The following is a 15,117-nucleotide window of genomic DNA, read 5'->3' as shown; positions in this document are numbered from 1 at the left end:
GGTCGCAGCAAAATAACAGTGCTCCAACCCTACATCACGCCTTCCGTCCTGCCCGCACGACGCCTTGCACCTCGCCGAGCAGCGTGCATGCGCGCTGCACCTGCGCCGAATTCGACACCTCGACCGTGAACTGCATGAATGCCGCATTGCGGCGACTCTGCGTCTTCACGCCCACCACGTTGATCTTCTCGCGCGCGAATACTTCGGAGATGTCACGCAGCAGCCCTTGCCGGTCGCTCGCCTCGATCATCAGGTCGACCGGATAGACGGACGCGCCGCGACCGCCCAGCACGTCGGCCGACCAGGTCGTCTGCAGCACGCGCTCCGGCGCGCGCTCGACCATCCGGCGGAACGTCGGGCAGTCGGTACGGTGGATCGACATGCCCTTGCCGCGCGTGACGAACCCGCTGATCGGATCGGGCGGCGCCGGACGGCAGCAGCGCGCCAGCTGGGTCAGCAACGCATCGACGCCCACCACCAGCACGCCGGTCGACGCACCGTGCGCGACGCTCGCGCCGCTGCTGCGCTTCTCGAAATCGGCCGGCGCCTCGGGCGCCGGCTCCGGCGGCGGCGCGTCGGACAGCGCGTGCTCGACATTGCGCAGGCTGAACTCTTCCTTGCCGACGACCGAGAACAGCTCCTCGGGCGACTTGAAGCCGAGCTTCGCGGCGAGGTTGTCCAGGTTGACCGACGTCTTGCCTTCGCGCTGCAGCGTCTTTTCGACGAGCGCACGGCCATGCGCGACGTTTTCTTCCTGTTCGATCGAGTTGAACCACGCACGCACCTTCTGGCGCGCACGCGGGCTCTTCAGGTAGCCGAGCTGCAGGTTCAGCCAGTCGCGCGACGGGCCGCCCTCCTTCACTGCGACGATCTCGACCGTCTGGCCGTTCGCGAGCGACGTGTTCAGCGGCACCATCACGCCGTCGACGCGCGCGCCACGGCAGCGATGGCCGAGCTCGCTGTGCAGGTGGTATGCGAAATCGACCGGCGTCGCGCCCTGCGGCAACGCGATGACGCGCGCCTGCGGCGTCAGCACGTAGATGTGGTCGTCATCGAGCGACGTCTCGCGCAATTGCGCCCACGCCTGATCGCCCGACACCTCGGTGCCGTCCTCGACGTCGTCCTTCCACGCCAGCAACTGGCGCAGCCACGCGATCTTCTCGTCGTACTTGTCGCTCGCCGAGAACTGGCCGCCATAACCGCGCGTGCCGGCCTCCTTGTAGCGCCAGTGCGCGGCCACGCCGTACTCGGCGAAACGGTGCATCTCCTGCGTGCGGATCTGCACCTCGAACGCGCGGCCGTCGTCGCCGATCACGACCGTATGCAGCGACTTGTAGCCGTTCGGCTTCGGCCGCGAGATGTAGTCGTCGAATTCCTTCGGCACCGGCTGCCACAGGTGATGCACGATGCCGAGCACCGCGTAGCAATCCTTGATGTCCGGCACGATCACGCGAAACGCGCGCACGTCGTACAGCTCGGAGAAATCGAGCTCCTTGCCGCGCATCTTGCGCCAGATGCTGTAGATATGTTTCGGCCGGCCGCTCACGTCGGCCTGGATGCCCGCTTCGGCGAGCTCGTGCTGCAGCCGCTCGATCGCCTGCGTGACGTACGCCTCACGCTCGATGCGCTTCTCGTCGAGCAGCTTGGCGATCCGCTTGTAGGTGACGGGATCCTCGAAGCGGAACGCGAGATCCTCGAGCTCCCACTTCAGTTGCCAGATACCGAGACGGTTCGCGAGCGGCGCATAGATCTCGAGCGTCTCGCGCGCGACGTCGGGCGGCGGCTCGATCTTCGCGGCCGCGTAATAGCGCAGCGACTGCAACCGCGACGCGAGCCGGATCAGCACGACGCGAATATCCTGCGCGAACGCGAGCAACATCTTGCGCAGCGCCTCGATCTGCGTGCGCCGCTCTTCCGCCGCGTCGCGCCCCGTGTCTGGCATCGCGTTCTGCGCGGCGCGCAGGCTGACGGTGCCGAGCCGCAACAGCTTGCGCACGTCGGACACGAGCCGCGCCACCTCTTCGCCGAAACGCTCGGTCAGCTCGCGCTCGGGGTCGCTCAGATGCGGCGTCAGCACGAACAACGCAGCGGCCTGCATCGCGGACGGGTCGACGTTCAGCGTGCGCATGATCGCCGCCGTGCCGGCCGAGTGATCGGCAAGCAGTTCGCCCGAAGACAGGCGTGCGTCGCCGGCCCGTTCGCGCACGAACGCCAGCACGTCGTCGAACGACGGTGCCGCGACGGGAGAAGCGGGAACGGACTCGGTCATTGCACGGCCTGGCGGAATGCGGTCATCGTCGGATAACGCCCGGATCAGCTCCGCTGCGCGGCGACAACCACGATCTCGACGAGCAGCGCGGGATCCGCGAGCTTCGCCTCGACGGTGGCGCGCGGTGGCGTGTTGCCCTGCGCGACCCATGCATCCCACTCGGCATTCATGCCGTCGAAGTTCGCCAGATCCGAGATGTAGATCTGCACCGACAGCAGATGCGCCTTGTCGCTGTTCGCTTCGGCGAGCAGGCGGTCGATATGGCCAAGCACTTCGCGCGTCTGGCCCTTGATGTCCTGCGTGGTGTCTTCGGCGATCTGGCCGGCCAGATACACGGTACCGTTGTGGATCGCGGTTTCGGAGAGACGGGCCCCGACGTGGTGACGAATGACTGCCATGGAATGTTCCGGTCGTGAGTGGGTAGAGAATCGGGCGGCGACACGGCCCGCGTGCCGCCGAACCGCATATTATGACGCGTTTATGCGTCGCCTTCGACGAAAAACCGCCGCGCGAGCGCAATCTGGTCGGCGCTGATGAACGCCGGCGCGTGGCCCGCACCCGGAATTTCGGCGTGTGTCACATGCCGGCCGCGACGCACCATGTCGGCCACCGTCTCGCGCGACAGCAGGTCGGACGTCTCGCCACGCACGACGAGCAACGCCGCATCCGTCGTCTCGATCGCGCGCCACAGCGCAGCTTCTCCGAGCGCGGCCAGTTCGGGCGTCGTTGCCTTGAACGGCTCGGCGATGCGCGGATCGTAGCGCATCGTCCAGCCGCCCTCGGGCAGCTCGTGCAGTAGCGGTCCGTTGATCTCGCGCCATTCGTCGGCAGTCAGCGCGCCGAACGGCAGCGACAGCGACGTCAGGTAGTCGATGGCCTCCTGCTCGGTGTCGAAGCGCGGCTGCACGCCGAGGTATTCGCCGATGCGTGTCAGCGAATCGGGCTCGATGCGCGGACCGACGTCGTTGATGATCATCCGGCGCAGCGGCGAACCGGGCAGCCCCGCGAGCGCCATGCCGATCAGGCCACCCATCGACGTACCGAACCAGTCGACCGATTCGACGTCGAGCCGCGCGATCAGCGTCACCATGTCGGCCACGTACTGCGGAATCGCATAGAGCCGCGGGTCGGCCAGCCGGTCCGACCGGCCGCGCCCGACGATGTCGGGGCAGACGACGCGATACGTATCGGACAGCGCGGCGGCGAGCCGGTCGAAATCGCGCCCGGAACGCGTCAGGCCGTGCACGCAGACGAGCACGCGCGGGTTGGCGGGATCGCCCCACTCGGTATAGGCGATGTGATGCAGGCCTGCAGCGCTCGCACACTGCACGCGCCGCTGGCGAGGAACCTGGGGATTCGCTGGGGTCGTTGGCATCGTTGGCATCCTGTCGAACGGGGGCGACGCGCGGGGCAACGCTTGCGGCGCCCGATGCAAACGATTGTAAACCGCTTCCGGCGCGCGGGTCGGCTCATCGGGCACCGAATAGGCGGCCCGCCAATGCGCCATGACAAACGCCCCGCATGCCGTCGTCCGGCATGCGGGGCGTCGAGACCGCGCGGGTGTGCGGCGGACTTACGCGACGGCGTTGAAGTCGAGCGGCGCGCCCGTCTTCGCCTGGATCTCGTCGGCGCTCACGCCGTCGGCGAGCTCGAGGACCTTCAGGCCGGCCGGCGTCACTTCGATCACGCCGAGATCGGTGATGATCAGGTCGACCACGCCGACACCCGTCAGCGGCAGGTTGCACGCGTCGAGGATCTTGTGCTGGTCGCCCTTCGCGACATGCTCCATCAGCACGACGACACGCCCCACACCCGCGACGAGGTCCATCGCGCCGCCCATCCCCTTGATCATCTTGCCGGGGATCATCCAGTTCGCGAGATCGCCCTGCTTGCTGACCTGCATCGCGCCGAGGATCGCGAGGTTGATGTGGCCGCCGCGAATCATCGCGAACGAGTCGGCCGACGAGAAGATCGACGAGCCCGGCAGCGTCGTGACGGTCTGCTTGCCGGCGTTGATGAGATCGGCGTCGACTTCGTCTTCGGTCGGCGACGGGCCGATACCGAGCAGGCCGTTTTCCGACTGCAGCCACACCTCGACGCCTTCCGGCACGTGGTTGGCAACGAGCGTCGGCAGGCCGATACCGAGGTTCACGTAGAAGCCGTCCTGCAGTTCCTTCGCCGCGCGCGCGGCCATCTGGTCACGATTCCAGGCCATGTCAGTCTCCTTTCGCGCGTACGACGCGTTGTTCGATGCGTTTTTCAGGCGTCGCGTTCAGCACGATGCGCTGCACGAAAATCCCCGGCGTGTGGACCTGGTCCGGATCGAGCGTGCCGTTCTCGACGATCTCCTCGACCTCCACCACGGTGATCTTGCCGGCCATCGCGCACATCGGGTTGAAGTTGCGCGCCGTGCGGCGATAGATCAGGTTGCCGGACTTGTCGGCCTTCCACGCCTTCACGAGCGCGACGTCGGCTGTCAGCGACGGCTCGAGCACGTAGTGGCGGTCGCCGAATTGACGCGTTTCCTTGCCTTCCGCGATGACGGTGCCGTAGCCGGTATTCGTGAAGAAGGCGGGGATGCCTGCGCCGCCCGCGCGCAGCTTCTCGGCGAGCGTGCCTTGCGGCGTGAATTCGAGCTCGAGTTCGCCGGCCAGGTACTGGCGCTCGAACTCCTTGTTCTCGCCGACGTACGACGAGATCATCTTCTTGATCTGGCGCGTTTCCAGCAGCAGACCGAGGCCGAAGCCGTCGACGCCCGCGTTGTTGCTGATGCAGGTGATGCCCTTGACGGCCGAGTCGCGCAACGCCGCGATCAGCGCCTCCGGAATCCCGCACAGGCCGAAGCCGCCCACCGCGAAGGTCTGTCCGTCGCGGACGATCCCTTCCAGCGCGGCAGCCGCGCTTGGATAGACTTTGTTCATCAGTTGTCCCTTCCTCTATGGAAACCAGCAAAACCGGTTCACGCGCCCAGCTGGGCCGCAAGCCCGCCGCATCATTCTATGCATGCGCGGCGATGCCTGCGTCGAAGCGCGCTGTTTTTATGTCGCGGCAAACCGCCGCGAGATGCCTGAAAGGGTACGATGCGGCGCGGATGCGGCACAATACGCAAAAATACATAAGCGTTTGCCTCCGCTTGCCTGCGCCATGCCTGCTCTCGATTACCAGACTGCCTTCCACCTCGCGCCGCTCGGCCTCGTGCTGTCTCGCGACCGCGTGATCGAGGATTGCAACGACGCGCTCGCGTCGATCTTCCGCTGCGCGCGGGCCGACCTGATCGGAAAGTCTTACGAGGTGCTCTACCCGTCGACGGACGAATTTCAGCGCATCGGCGAGCGTATCGCGCGCGTGATGGCCGCGAACGGCATCTACTCGGATGACAGAATCATGAAGCGCGCGGATGGCGAGTTGTTCTGGTGCCACGTGACGGGCCGCGCGCTCGACCGCACCGCGCCGCTCGCGGCCGGCGTGTGGACCTTCGAGGATCTGAGTGCGACACGCCGGGTCGCCGTCGAGCTGACCCCGCGCGAGCGCGAGATCGCCGCGCAGCTCGCGACCGGCAAGACCAGCAAGCAGATCGGACGCGTGCTCGACATCAGTTCGCGCACGGTCGACATCTACCGCGCACGGTTGATGCGCAAATACGGCACGAGCAACACGCCAGAGCTGCTGCAACGTCTGCTCGGACAGTGAACGCCGGACGCGTGGCGGCGCCCGAATGACGATCGGCCGCGCAAGGCGGCCGATTCGGGTAACGACAGGCACGGCAAATCACCGGCGCGCCGGCGCCGGCCTCGCCGACCCGGCGCTCAGTCGATTTTCGTCGCGAGTGCGCGCTCGATCGTGTCGCGCAGCAATTGCGGCAGCTCCACCGACTTGCCCAGCGCGTAGTCGACCCACACGCAGCGCGCCTTGCCGCGCGCATAGACGTGCTGCGGATCGTCCGCGCGCGTGAGCTCGAAACCGGTGTCGAAGCTGCTCCGGCCGGGCTTCGCGGCCGACATCTTCGCGATCACGTCGCCCGGATAATGCAGCTGCTTGAGGAATTCCATCGACGCCGTGACGATGACGGGCCCCTGCCCTTCGCCATTGCCGCCGGCAATGCCGAGTTCCTCGAACCACGAGATCCGCGCCTGCTCCATGTAGCGGAAATAGACCGTGTTGTTCACATGGCCGAATGCGTCCATGTCGCCCCAGCGGATCGGCATCGACATCTCAAATACGGGGGAGTAATCGCTTGTTGCGCTCATTGCAGTCTTCTTTGTTGCTGAGTGTCGTCCGCTCAGGCGAGGCCGAAGCCATCGTCGGCGGAGATAATCGAGCCATTGATGAACTGCGACTCGTCGGCCGCGAGCAGCAACAACAGCCCGTCGAGATCCTGCGGCTTGCCGACGCGCCGGCGCGGAAGCATCGACTGCAGCTTCTGGCCCTGCTCGGTTTCCCACAGGTAATGATTGATTTCGGTATCGATATAGCCCGGACAGATCGCGTTGACGTTGATCCCGTGGCGCCCCCACTCGAGCGCCATCGCGCGCGTCATCTGCACGACCGCGGCCTTGCTCATCGCGTACAGGCCGATCTGCGGGAACACGCGCAGCCCGGCCACCGACGCGATGTTGATGATCCGGCACGGCGGCTTGCCGTTGCCGCTGCCGTTCGCGCGCATGATCATCCGCTTCGCGACTTCCTGGGCGACGAAAAACGCGCCACGCGTGTTGGTGTCGAACACGAACTCGAAATCGGCCGGCGTGACGTCGACAAGCTTCTGCATCGTCGAGACACCCGAATTGTTCACGAGGATGTCGATCGTACCGGCTTCCGTTTCCGCATGCGCGACCGCCGCCTTGATGCTCTGGACGTCGGTGACGTCGAGCGACACGACGTGCGCGGCGCCGCCCGCCGCCTCGATCTCCGCGCGCAGCTCCTTCAGGCGCTCGACACGGCGGCTCGCAAGCACGACCTTCGCGCCGGCCTGCGACAGCACCTGCGCAAAGCGCTGCCCGAGGCCGCTCGACGCGCCCGTGACCAGCGCAACCTTGCCTTCCAGATTGATCGATCGACCCATTTGCACATCCCCTTTCGATGTCGTTTCGCCAGCCCGGGCGGCACAGCCCGGGCAGCATTACCCTAGCACGAAAATAGAACGATCGTGCTAATCTAGCCGCATGTTGTTGCGGCAAGCGTTTCGTTTCGCAGACAATACGCTCCCGAATAAAAGCATTCTAACGGTTAGAGGAACGCCAATGACCCCCGCAAGCCTCATCGAGCAATACGGCCCGCGCGAATCGATGGAATACGACGTCGTGATCGTCGGCGGCGGCCCCGCCGGGCTGTCGGCGGCGATCCGGCTCAAGCAGCTGGCCGCCGAGAAAGGCACCGAGATCGGCGTGTGCGTGCTCGAGAAGGGTTCCGAGATCGGCGCGCACATCCTGTCGGGCGCGGTGATGGATCCGCGTGCGATCAACGAACTGTTCCCCGACTGGAAGGAACGCGGCGCTCCGCTCGACGTCGAGGTGACGGAAGACCGCTTCCTGTTCCTGTCCGAGAAGAGCGCGGTCACCACGCCCAACTGGGCGCTGCCCGCCAACTTCCAGAACCACGGCAACTACGTCATTTCGCTGGGCAACGTCACGCGCTGGCTGGGCCAGCAGGCCGAAGCGCTCGGTGTCGAGATCTTCCCCGGCTTCCCGGCCGCCGAGATCCTCTATAACGACGACGGCTCAGTCAAAGGCGTCGCGACCGGCAACATGGGCGTGGGCAAGGACGGCGAGCCGACCGAGAACTTCCAGCTCGGCATGGAGCTGCACGCGAAGTACACGCTGTTCGCCGAAGGCTGCCGCGGCCACCTCGGCCGCCAGCTGATCTCGAAGTTCAAGCTGGACGCGAACGCCGAGCCGCAGGCGTACGGGATCGGCATCAAGGAACTGTGGGAAATCGATCCCGCGAAGCACAAGCCGGGCCTCGTGATCCACACGGCCGGCTGGCCGCTGAAGTCGGATACCTACGGCGGCTCGTTCCTGTATCACATGGACAACAACCAGGTCGTGGTCGGCTTCGTGGTCGGCCTCGGCTACACGAACCCATACCTGTCGCCGTTCGAGGAATTCCAGCGCTACAAGACGCACCCGTCGATCCGCGCGTTCCTCGAAGGCGGCAAGCGCGTGTCGTACGGCGCGCGTGCGATCACGGCGGGCGGGCTGCTGTCGCTGCCGAAGACGGTGTTCCCGGGCGGCGCGCTGATCGGCGACGACGCGGGCTTCCTGAACGCGTCGCGAATCAAGGGCAGCCACGCGGCGATCAAGACCGGCATGCTGGCGGCCGACGCGGCATTCGACGCGGTGCAGGCCGGCCGTCAGTCGGACGAGCTCAACGCGTATCCGGATGCCTTCAAGCAGTCGTGGCTGTACACGGAGCTGTACCGCGCGCGCAACTTCAAGCAGTGGATGGCGAAGGGCCTGTACCTGGGTACGCTGATGGTCGGGCTCGAGCAGAAGGTGATGGGCGGCAACGTGCCGTGGACGCTGCATCACAAGCACGCGGACCACGAGATGCTGAAGCCGGCGTCGCAATGCCAGCCGATCGAGTATCCGAAGCCGGACGGCAAGCTGACGTTCGACCGGCTGTCGTCGGTGTTCATCTCGAACACGAACCACGAGGAGAACCAGCCGGCGCACCTGACGCTGAAGGATTCGAACGTGCCGGTGAACGTGAACCTGCGTACGTATGCGGGGCCGGAGGGGCGCTTCTGCCCGGCGGCCGTGTACGAGTTCGTGAAGAACGACGACGGCAGCGACCGGCTGGTGATCAACGCGCAGAACTGCGTGCACTGCAAGACCTGCGACATCAAGGACCCGACGCAGAACATCGTGTGGGTCACGCCGGAAGGCGGCGGCGGGCCGAATTACCCGAACATGTAATCCGCCACAGCGCGCCGCCACGAGCGGCGCGTTTTTGTGGGCCGCCACAAACGAAACGGGGCGCTGCTTGAAGCAGCGCCCCGTTTTGCATTCCCGGCACGTCTGTCAGACGAGGCGAGGCTCGAAGCCCCCCGCCCGCTTGCGTCAGGTCGCGCTACCGGCAATCTTCGGCGTCGATGTCTCGACGTCGCCGCACTGTGCGCGATGGCGCAGCGCATGGTCGATCAGCACCAGTGCGAGCATCGACTCTGCAATCGGCGTCGCACGAATGCCGACGCACGGATCGTGGCGGCCGAACGTCTCGACCGTCGCTTCGTCGCCTGCCTTCGTGATCGAACGGCGCGGCGTGCGGATACTCGACGTCGGCTTGATCGCGATCGACACGGCGATGTCCTGCCCCGTCGAAATCCCGCCAAGCACGCCGCCCGCATGGTTGCCGACGAAACCGCTCGGCGTCAACTCGTCGCCGTGCACCGAGCCGCGCTGGGCGACGCTATCGAAGCCCGCGCCGATCTCGACGCCCTTCACCGCGTTGATACTCATCATCGCCTTCGCGATATCGGCATCGAGACGGTCGAACACGGGTTCGCCCCAGCCGACCGGCACACCCGAGGCGACGACGTCGATGCGCGCACCGATCGAATCGCCATCCTTGCGCAGCGCATCCATGTACGCCTCGAGCTCCGGCACGACCGCCGCATTCGGCGAGAAGAACGGGTTCTCGTGCACGTGCGACCAATCGACGAACGGCACGTCGATCTCGCCGAGGCCGCTCATGTAGCCGCGCACCTCGACGCCGAAGCGCTCGCGCAGCCACTTCTTCGCAACCGCACCTGCGCCGACGATCGGCGCGGTCAGGCGCGCGGACGAGCGACCGCCGCCACGGTAGTCGCGGATGCCGTATTTCTGCCAGTACGTGTAATCGGCATGGCCGGGACGGAACGTCTCGACGATGTTGCCGTAGTCCTTGCTGCGCTGGTCGGTGTTGCGGATCAGCAGCGCGATCGGCGTGCCGGTCGTCACGCCTTCGAACACGCCCGACAGGATCTCGACCTCGTCAGCCTCCTGTCGTTGCGTCACGTGCCGCGACGTGCCGGGCTTGCGGCGATCGAGCTCGACCTGGATGTCGGCTTCGGTCAGCCCCATCCCCGGCGGGCAGCCGTCGATCACGCAACCGATCGCGGGACCGTGCGATTCGCCGAAGGTCGTGACAGTGAAAAGCGTGCCGAGGGTATTGCCGGACATGATGGAACCGCCCAAAGAGAAATGGGCAAACCGATGCGCTGCCCGTGCCGCGGGCAGATCGATCGTTTGCCGGTCGAGAAAAAGAGGTAAACCGCTATTATGCCAGCCGTCCCGGGCCCGCGGGCCGCATGAAACGCCGGCCGGCCGCACGGCACATGCCGGTGCGGCCCGATTGTCGCAGCCGAATGCCCGTTCCGGCCCGGCAGCAGCCGAATGCCGGCGCGGTGCGCCGGCACCCGCCTACTTCCGCGCGCCGCGCAGTTCGGTCACCGCCGCCTGCAGCGACTCGGGCGTCGCGACCGACGCCGGGATCGGCTCGCCGACGGCCAGCGTCAGCCGGCTCATCATGCCGCGCTTGATGGGACGCGGCATCCGCGCATCGGAATGCCGCGAGAAATAGCTGCCCCACAGCCCGCGCAGCGCCATCGGGATCACCGGCGCTGGCGTGCGACCCAGGATCTCGGTGATGCCGTGGTGGAACGTGTTGATGTCGCCCGTCTTCGTCAGCTTGCCCTCGGGGAAGATGCACACGAGTTCGCCGTCCTTCAGCGCGGCCTCGCACAGGTCGTACGCCCGCGCGAGCATCGCGGGATCCTCGTGACGCGGCGCGATCGGGATCGCCTTCGCATGCCGGAACACCCAGCTCGCGAAGCGCGTCTTGAAGATCCGGTGATCCATCACGAAACGGATCGGGCGCGGGCTCGCGGCGGCCAGCACGAGCGCATCGACGTAGCTGACATGGTTGCACACGAGCACGGCCGCCCCTTCCGCCGGGATCCGCTCCGCATGCACGAGGCGGATCCGGTAGAAGGTATGCACGAGCACCCACGCAACGAAGCGCAGCAGGAACTCGGGCACGAGCAGGTAGATATACGTCGCGACGATCACGTTCAAGAGCGCGGTGACGAGGAACAGCCCCGGGATGTCGACGCCGGCCTTGGTCAGCCCCATCGCCATCACGGCCGACAGGATCATGAACAGCGCGTTCAGGATGTTGTTCGCGGCGATGATCCGCGCGCGGTGCGTCGGCGCGCTGCGGCTCTGGATCAGCGCATACAGCGGCACGCTGTAGAAGCCGCCGAACATCGCGAGCAGGAACAGGTCGACCAGGATGCGCCAGTGGCGCGCGCCGGCCAGGAATTCGCCGACCGACAGCAGATGGCCGGGCGACGGCAGCGCGTGGCTCGCGAAATACAGCTCGATCGCGAACACGCTGATGCCGATCGAGCCGAGCGGCACGAGGCCGATCTCGACGCGCCGCTGCGACAGCCGCTCACACAGCAGCGAGCCGAGGCCGATGCCGACCGAGAACGTCGCGAGCAGGATCGTGACGACGTCGGGGCTCGCGGACAGCACGTCTTTCGCGAAATTGAAGAACGACGTGAGGAACGTCGCGCCGACGAACCACAGCCACGAGATGCCGAGCAGGCTCAGAAACACGGTGCGGTTCTGGCGCGCGAGCCCGAGATTGCGCCACGTTTCGCTGAACGGGTTCCAGTTGATCACGAGATCGGGCTGCGGCGCCGGCGTCGACGGCACGCGCTGCGCGACGAGCCGCCCCGCGAGCGCGATCACGACGACGCTCACCGCGAGCACGCGCTCGCCGGCGCCTTCGATGCCCGCAGCCGCGCCGCCGATGATCGTGCCGATCAGGATCGCGATGAACGTGCCCATTTCGACGAGGCCATTGCCGCCGACCAGCTCGTGCTCGCCCAGATGCTGCGGCAAGTACGAATACTTGACGGGCCCGAACAGCGTCGAGTGCATCCCCATCATGAACGTGCACAGATACAGCAGCGTCGCGCTATGCGTGACGAAGCCGGCCGCGCCGACGAGCATCAGCGCGATCTCGAAGGTCTTCACGAAGCGCGTGAGAGTCGCCTTGTCGTATTTGTCGGCGATCTGGCCGGACGTCGCCGAAAACAGCACGAACGGCAGAATGAAGATCGCGGAAATCAGGAACGCGGCCGTCTTGGCGTCGACGCCGGAGAACCGCGCGGTGTGATAGGTGACGAGCGACGTGAAGCCGATCTTGAAGACGTTGTCGTTCAGCGCACCGAGGAACTGGGTCGTGAAGAACGGGGCGAAGCGGCGCTCGCGCAGCAGGTCGAACTGCGATGCGTGGGCGCGCCGCTCGTCGCGCCGCTCCGAAGTGGCTTGCGTGTGATCGCTCATGCGGAATACGCGCGCGTCGTCTCGGCGAAGCTGCGCGGGCCTCGTGTTGTCGTTGAAAAAACGGCGGCGCAGGACAAGCCTGCGCCGCCGCATGCCGGATGGCGGCGCCCATGCATCAAGGTGCCGGGCGCGGCGCGGTTCACGGCTTGTGCGCTTCGGCTTCCGATTCCGGCCAGTCGCGGATGTACGCCTTCAACATCCGGTTCTCGAAGCTCTGCGCCTCGACGACCGTCTTCGCGACGTCGTAGAACGAAATGACACCCATCAGCACCTTCTTGTCGAGCACCGGCATGTAGCGCGCGTGACGCTCGAGCATCATCCGGCGCACTTCGTTGACGTCGGTTTCCGGCGTACACGTGAGCGGCTCGTCCATCACCTTGCGCACCTGGACGTCGCCGATCGCACCGCCGTTCACGTGCAGGCGCAGGATGATCTCGCGGAACGTCAGCATCCCCACCAGATCGCCGTACTCCATCACGACGAGCGAACCGATATCGTGTTCGGCCATCGTGTCGACCGCTTCGCGCAGCGGTTTATCGGGCGTCACCGTAAACAGCGTGTTGCCCTTCACTTTCAGAATATCGCTGACGCGCATCGTAGTCCCCTCATGCTTGAATGCAAAATCTCTTTCGATCCTATCGGAAAGCCTGTCAAAAGGAAAGCGCGGCCCGGCGCGGCGGCCCGCCCCCGCTTGCGGACACGGACCAGCCGCCGCACAATGGCCCCATCGACAGCGGCCCGAGGAGACGGCCATGGCGCATACGCATTCGGAGCAATTCGCGAGCTTCGCGGATTTCTACCCGTATTACCTGAACGAACACCAGAACCTGACGTCGCGGCGGCTGCACTTCATCGGCTCGCTCGGCGTGATCGGCTGCGTCGCGATGGCGATCGCGACCGGCAACTGGCTGTGGCTGCCGGCGGCGATCGTCTGCGGCTACGGGTTCGCGTGGGTCGGACACTTCTTCTTCGAGAAGAACCGCCCGGCCACGTTCCGGCACCCGATCTACAGCCTGATGGGCGACTGGGTGATGTTCAAGGACATCTGCACCGGCAAGATTCCGCTGTAACCGCCGGGCTCCGCCTTCACGCAGGCCGCGGCGGCCGCGCGTGCGGGTCGGGCACGCCGTCGGGCGCCTGCCCGGGGATGTCTGCCGTCTGTGCGCCTGCGAGCCGGTGCGCGGCGATCAACGACGCGAGCGTCACGTCGAACCGGTCGCTCGACAGCACCGCGAGCAGCGCCGCGCCTTCGACGTGGCTGCGGCGGCGCTGCAGCTGGTAGGTCAGCTCCGTGCGGTCGATCACCAGCACGTCGAACAGTTGCGCGAGCGTCAACTGCTCCGGGTTCGCGAGCAGGATGTAGCGCGGCGTGGTTTCACCGCCGCCGTCGAGCCGCGCAATCCATTCCCGCTCCTCCATTGTCGTCAGCAACCGCTGCGCGGTTTCCATGTCGCAGCGCAACATGGTCGCAAGCCGCATCGCCGTATGGCCGCGCTTGCCGGCCGCGCGCGCTTCGGCCAGCCGCGCGAGCAGCTCGAGCGCGTCGAGCAGGTCGCTGCCCGGATAGTGGATGCGGTGGAACTGGCCGACACGGATCGCGGGCAGCGCCGAGGCCACCATCGCGCCGAGCAGCGCGATGAACCAGCTCAGGTACACCCACAGCAGGAACACCGGCAGCGCCGCGAACGCGCCATAAACGGCCGTATAGGTCGGAATGCGCCGCACGTAGTAGCCGAAGCCGCGCTTCGCGAGCTCGAACGCGATGGCCGCGAACAACCCGCCGATCACCGCGTCGCGCCACGCGACCGCGCAGTTCGGCAGGTACACGTACATCAGCGTGAACGCCAGCACCGTCAGCGGCAGCGACGCGAGCGCGAGCAGCCACTCGACGATCGACGTGGACGGCCCGGCACCGGTGAACGCAAGCGACTGCGTAAACAGGTAGGACGAGATCGACAGGCTCACGCCGAACAGCAAGGGCCCAAGCGTGATCAACGCCCAGTACGCGAGCACGCGCTGCGCGAACGGCCGCGGCTTGCGCACGCGCCAGATCAGGTTGAACGCCGATTCGATCGTCATCATCGTCATCACCGACGTGACGACCAGCACGATCAGGCCTGCCGTCGTCAGCCCCTTCGCCTTCGACGCAAACTGGTTCAGGTACTTGAAGATCTGGATGTTGAACTGCGCGGGCATCAGGTGATCCGCGAGGAACCCCTGCAGCGAGATCTGGAACGACGCGAACATCGGGAACGCGGTGAACAGCGCGAACGCGACCGTCACGAGCGGCACGAGCGCCAGCATCGTCGTGAAGGTCAGGCTGCCCGCCACTTGCGGGATGCGATCCTCGGCGCTGCGCCGGGCCGCGAACTGCGCGAGGCGCTTGAGGGTGTCGAGATCGACGCTCAACTTCGGCAAACGACTTCTCCTTCTTGATGCCGCGCGCCTCACGGCGCGCCGCCGCCGCGCTGCGCGACGGCTTCAGCCCCTATAATAGCCGCTCGATTCCAGCAG

Annotated in this window: 14 protein-coding genes; 3 read left to right on the top strand and 11 right to left on the bottom strand. The window is 66.2% G+C overall.

Annotated elements, in window-relative coordinates; translation table 11 throughout:
• Positions 1-34 precede the first annotated feature (34 nt).
• The 5 genes from KEC55_RS07330 to KEC55_RS07310 all read right to left on the bottom strand — a co-directional run bounded on the left by KEC55_RS07330 (position 35) and on the right by KEC55_RS07310 (position 5,190).
• Positions 35-2,269: a RelA/SpoT family protein gene (locus tag KEC55_RS07330; protein ID WP_282507343.1), complete on the bottom strand. Its 2,235-nt coding sequence runs from the start codon at positions 2,267-2,269 to the stop codon at positions 35-37.
• Positions 2,270-2,313: 44 nt separating this feature from the next.
• On the bottom strand, positions 2,314-2,667 hold the full coding sequence (locus KEC55_RS07325; protein WP_021162422.1) for a RidA family protein: 354 nt from the start codon (positions 2,665-2,667) through the stop codon (positions 2,314-2,316).
• Positions 2,668-2,747: 80 nt separating this feature from the next.
• The gene (locus KEC55_RS07320; RefSeq protein ID WP_282507342.1) at positions 2,748-3,644 is read right to left on the bottom strand and encodes an alpha/beta fold hydrolase; all 897 of its coding nucleotides are present in this window, start codon (positions 3,642-3,644) and stop codon (positions 2,748-2,750) included.
• Between the two features lie 198 nt (positions 3,645-3,842).
• Positions 3,843-4,484: a CoA transferase subunit B gene (locus KEC55_RS07315; protein WP_282507341.1), complete on the bottom strand. Its 642-nt coding sequence runs from the start codon at positions 4,482-4,484 to the stop codon at positions 3,843-3,845.
• A 1-nt stretch (position 4,485) separates the two neighbouring features.
• Entirely contained in the window at positions 4,486-5,190 is a 705-nt protein-coding gene (locus tag KEC55_RS07310) for a CoA transferase subunit A (protein WP_011545238.1), read from the bottom strand.
• 223 nt (positions 5,191-5,413) lie between these two features.
• On the opposite strand from KEC55_RS07310, the gene KEC55_RS07305 reads away from it, so the two are divergent.
• The gene (locus KEC55_RS07305) at positions 5,414-5,959 is read left to right on the top strand and encodes a PAS and helix-turn-helix domain-containing protein (protein ID WP_174991402.1); all 546 of its coding nucleotides are present in this window, start codon (positions 5,414-5,416) and stop codon (positions 5,957-5,959) included.
• A gap of 116 nt (positions 5,960-6,075) precedes the next feature.
• Here the strand turns inward: KEC55_RS07305 and KEC55_RS07300 are convergent, their stop codons facing one another.
• Together KEC55_RS07300 and KEC55_RS07295 are read right to left on the bottom strand one after the other, a co-directional pair.
• The gene (locus KEC55_RS07300) at positions 6,076-6,516 is read right to left on the bottom strand and encodes an acyl-CoA thioesterase (RefSeq protein ID WP_124454777.1); all 441 of its coding nucleotides are present in this window, start codon (positions 6,514-6,516) and stop codon (positions 6,076-6,078) included.
• 32 nt (positions 6,517-6,548) lie between these two features.
• Positions 6,549-7,331 carry an SDR family oxidoreductase gene (locus KEC55_RS07295; RefSeq protein ID WP_011351770.1) on the bottom strand — a complete coding sequence of 261 codons (783 nt, stop codon included), beginning with the start codon at positions 7,329-7,331 and terminating at the stop codon, positions 6,549-6,551.
• 178 nt (positions 7,332-7,509) lie between these two features.
• Here KEC55_RS07295 and KEC55_RS07290 point away from each other — a divergent pair, with 178 nt between their 5' ends.
• Positions 7,510-9,183 carry an electron transfer flavoprotein-ubiquinone oxidoreductase gene (locus KEC55_RS07290; protein ID WP_282507340.1) on the top strand — a complete coding sequence of 558 codons (1,674 nt, stop codon included), beginning with the start codon at positions 7,510-7,512 and terminating at the stop codon, positions 9,181-9,183.
• A gap of 144 nt (positions 9,184-9,327) precedes the next feature.
• Here KEC55_RS07290 and aroC read toward each other — a convergent pair whose 3' ends face one another.
• The 3 genes from aroC to KEC55_RS07275 all read right to left on the bottom strand — a co-directional run bounded on the left by aroC (position 9,328) and on the right by KEC55_RS07275 (position 13,198).
• Positions 9,328-10,428 carry a chorismate synthase gene (aroC, locus tag KEC55_RS07285; protein ID WP_282507339.1) on the bottom strand — a complete coding sequence of 367 codons (1,101 nt, stop codon included), beginning with the start codon at positions 10,426-10,428 and terminating at the stop codon, positions 9,328-9,330.
• A 240-nt stretch (positions 10,429-10,668) separates the two neighbouring features.
• Positions 10,669-12,603: an MFS transporter gene (locus KEC55_RS07280; RefSeq protein ID WP_282507338.1), complete on the bottom strand. Its 1,935-nt coding sequence runs from the start codon at positions 12,601-12,603 to the stop codon at positions 10,669-10,671.
• Between the two features lie 139 nt (positions 12,604-12,742).
• The gene (locus tag KEC55_RS07275; RefSeq protein WP_006488504.1) at positions 12,743-13,198 is read right to left on the bottom strand and encodes a CBS domain-containing protein; all 456 of its coding nucleotides are present in this window, start codon (positions 13,196-13,198) and stop codon (positions 12,743-12,745) included.
• Positions 13,199-13,355: 157 nt separating this feature from the next.
• Here KEC55_RS07275 and KEC55_RS07270 point away from each other — a divergent pair, with 157 nt between their 5' ends.
• The gene (locus tag KEC55_RS07270; protein WP_011351766.1) at positions 13,356-13,673 is read left to right on the top strand and encodes an Mpo1-like protein; all 318 of its coding nucleotides are present in this window, start codon (positions 13,356-13,358) and stop codon (positions 13,671-13,673) included.
• Positions 13,674-13,689: 16 nt separating this feature from the next.
• Here KEC55_RS07270 and KEC55_RS07265 read toward each other — a convergent pair whose 3' ends face one another.
• Positions 13,690-15,021 (bottom strand): YihY family inner membrane protein, encoded by a 1,332-nt coding sequence (locus KEC55_RS07265; RefSeq protein ID WP_282507337.1) that lies wholly within the window; start codon positions 15,019-15,021, stop codon positions 13,690-13,692.
• Positions 15,022-15,117 lie beyond the last annotated feature (96 nt).

Source organism: Burkholderia cepacia (assembly GCF_029962485.1).
Lineage (GTDB): Bacteria > Pseudomonadota > Gammaproteobacteria > Burkholderiales > Burkholderiaceae > Burkholderia.
This window is presented reverse-complemented; position numbering and strand designations above follow the sequence as displayed.

Bases quoted from the DNA above. Each gene is read 5' to 3' on its own strand.
- KEC55_RS07330 (WP_282507343.1), bottom strand. From the start codon at position 2,269: ATGACCGAGTCCGTTCCCGCTTCTCCCGTCGCGGCACCGTCGTTCGAC.
- KEC55_RS07325 (WP_021162422.1), bottom strand. From the start codon at position 2,667: ATGGCAGTCATTCGTCACCACGTCGGGGCCCGTCTCTCCGAAACCGCG.
- KEC55_RS07320 (WP_282507342.1), bottom strand. From the start codon at position 3,644: ATGCCAACGACCCCAGCGAATCCCCAGGTTCCTCGCCAGCGGCGCGTG.
- KEC55_RS07315 (WP_282507341.1), bottom strand. From the start codon at position 4,484: ATGGCCTGGAATCGTGACCAGATGGCCGCGCGCGCGGCGAAGGAACTG.
- KEC55_RS07310 (WP_011545238.1), bottom strand. From the start codon at position 5,190: ATGAACAAAGTCTATCCAAGCGCGGCTGCCGCGCTGGAAGGGATCGTC.
- KEC55_RS07305 (WP_174991402.1), top strand. From the start codon at position 5,414: ATGCCTGCTCTCGATTACCAGACTGCCTTCCACCTCGCGCCGCTCGGC.
- KEC55_RS07300 (WP_124454777.1), bottom strand. From the start codon at position 6,516: ATGAGCGCAACAAGCGATTACTCCCCCGTATTTGAGATGTCGATGCCG.
- KEC55_RS07295 (WP_011351770.1), bottom strand. From the start codon at position 7,331: ATGGGTCGATCGATCAATCTGGAAGGCAAGGTTGCGCTGGTCACGGGC.
- KEC55_RS07290 (WP_282507340.1), top strand. From the start codon at position 7,510: ATGACCCCCGCAAGCCTCATCGAGCAATACGGCCCGCGCGAATCGATG.
- aroC (WP_282507339.1), bottom strand. From the start codon at position 10,428: ATGTCCGGCAATACCCTCGGCACGCTTTTCACTGTCACGACCTTCGGC.
- KEC55_RS07280 (WP_282507338.1), bottom strand. From the start codon at position 12,603: ATGAGCGATCACACGCAAGCCACTTCGGAGCGGCGCGACGAGCGGCGC.
- KEC55_RS07275 (WP_006488504.1), bottom strand. From the start codon at position 13,198: ATGCGCGTCAGCGATATTCTGAAAGTGAAGGGCAACACGCTGTTTACG.
- KEC55_RS07270 (WP_011351766.1), top strand. From the start codon at position 13,356: ATGGCGCATACGCATTCGGAGCAATTCGCGAGCTTCGCGGATTTCTAC.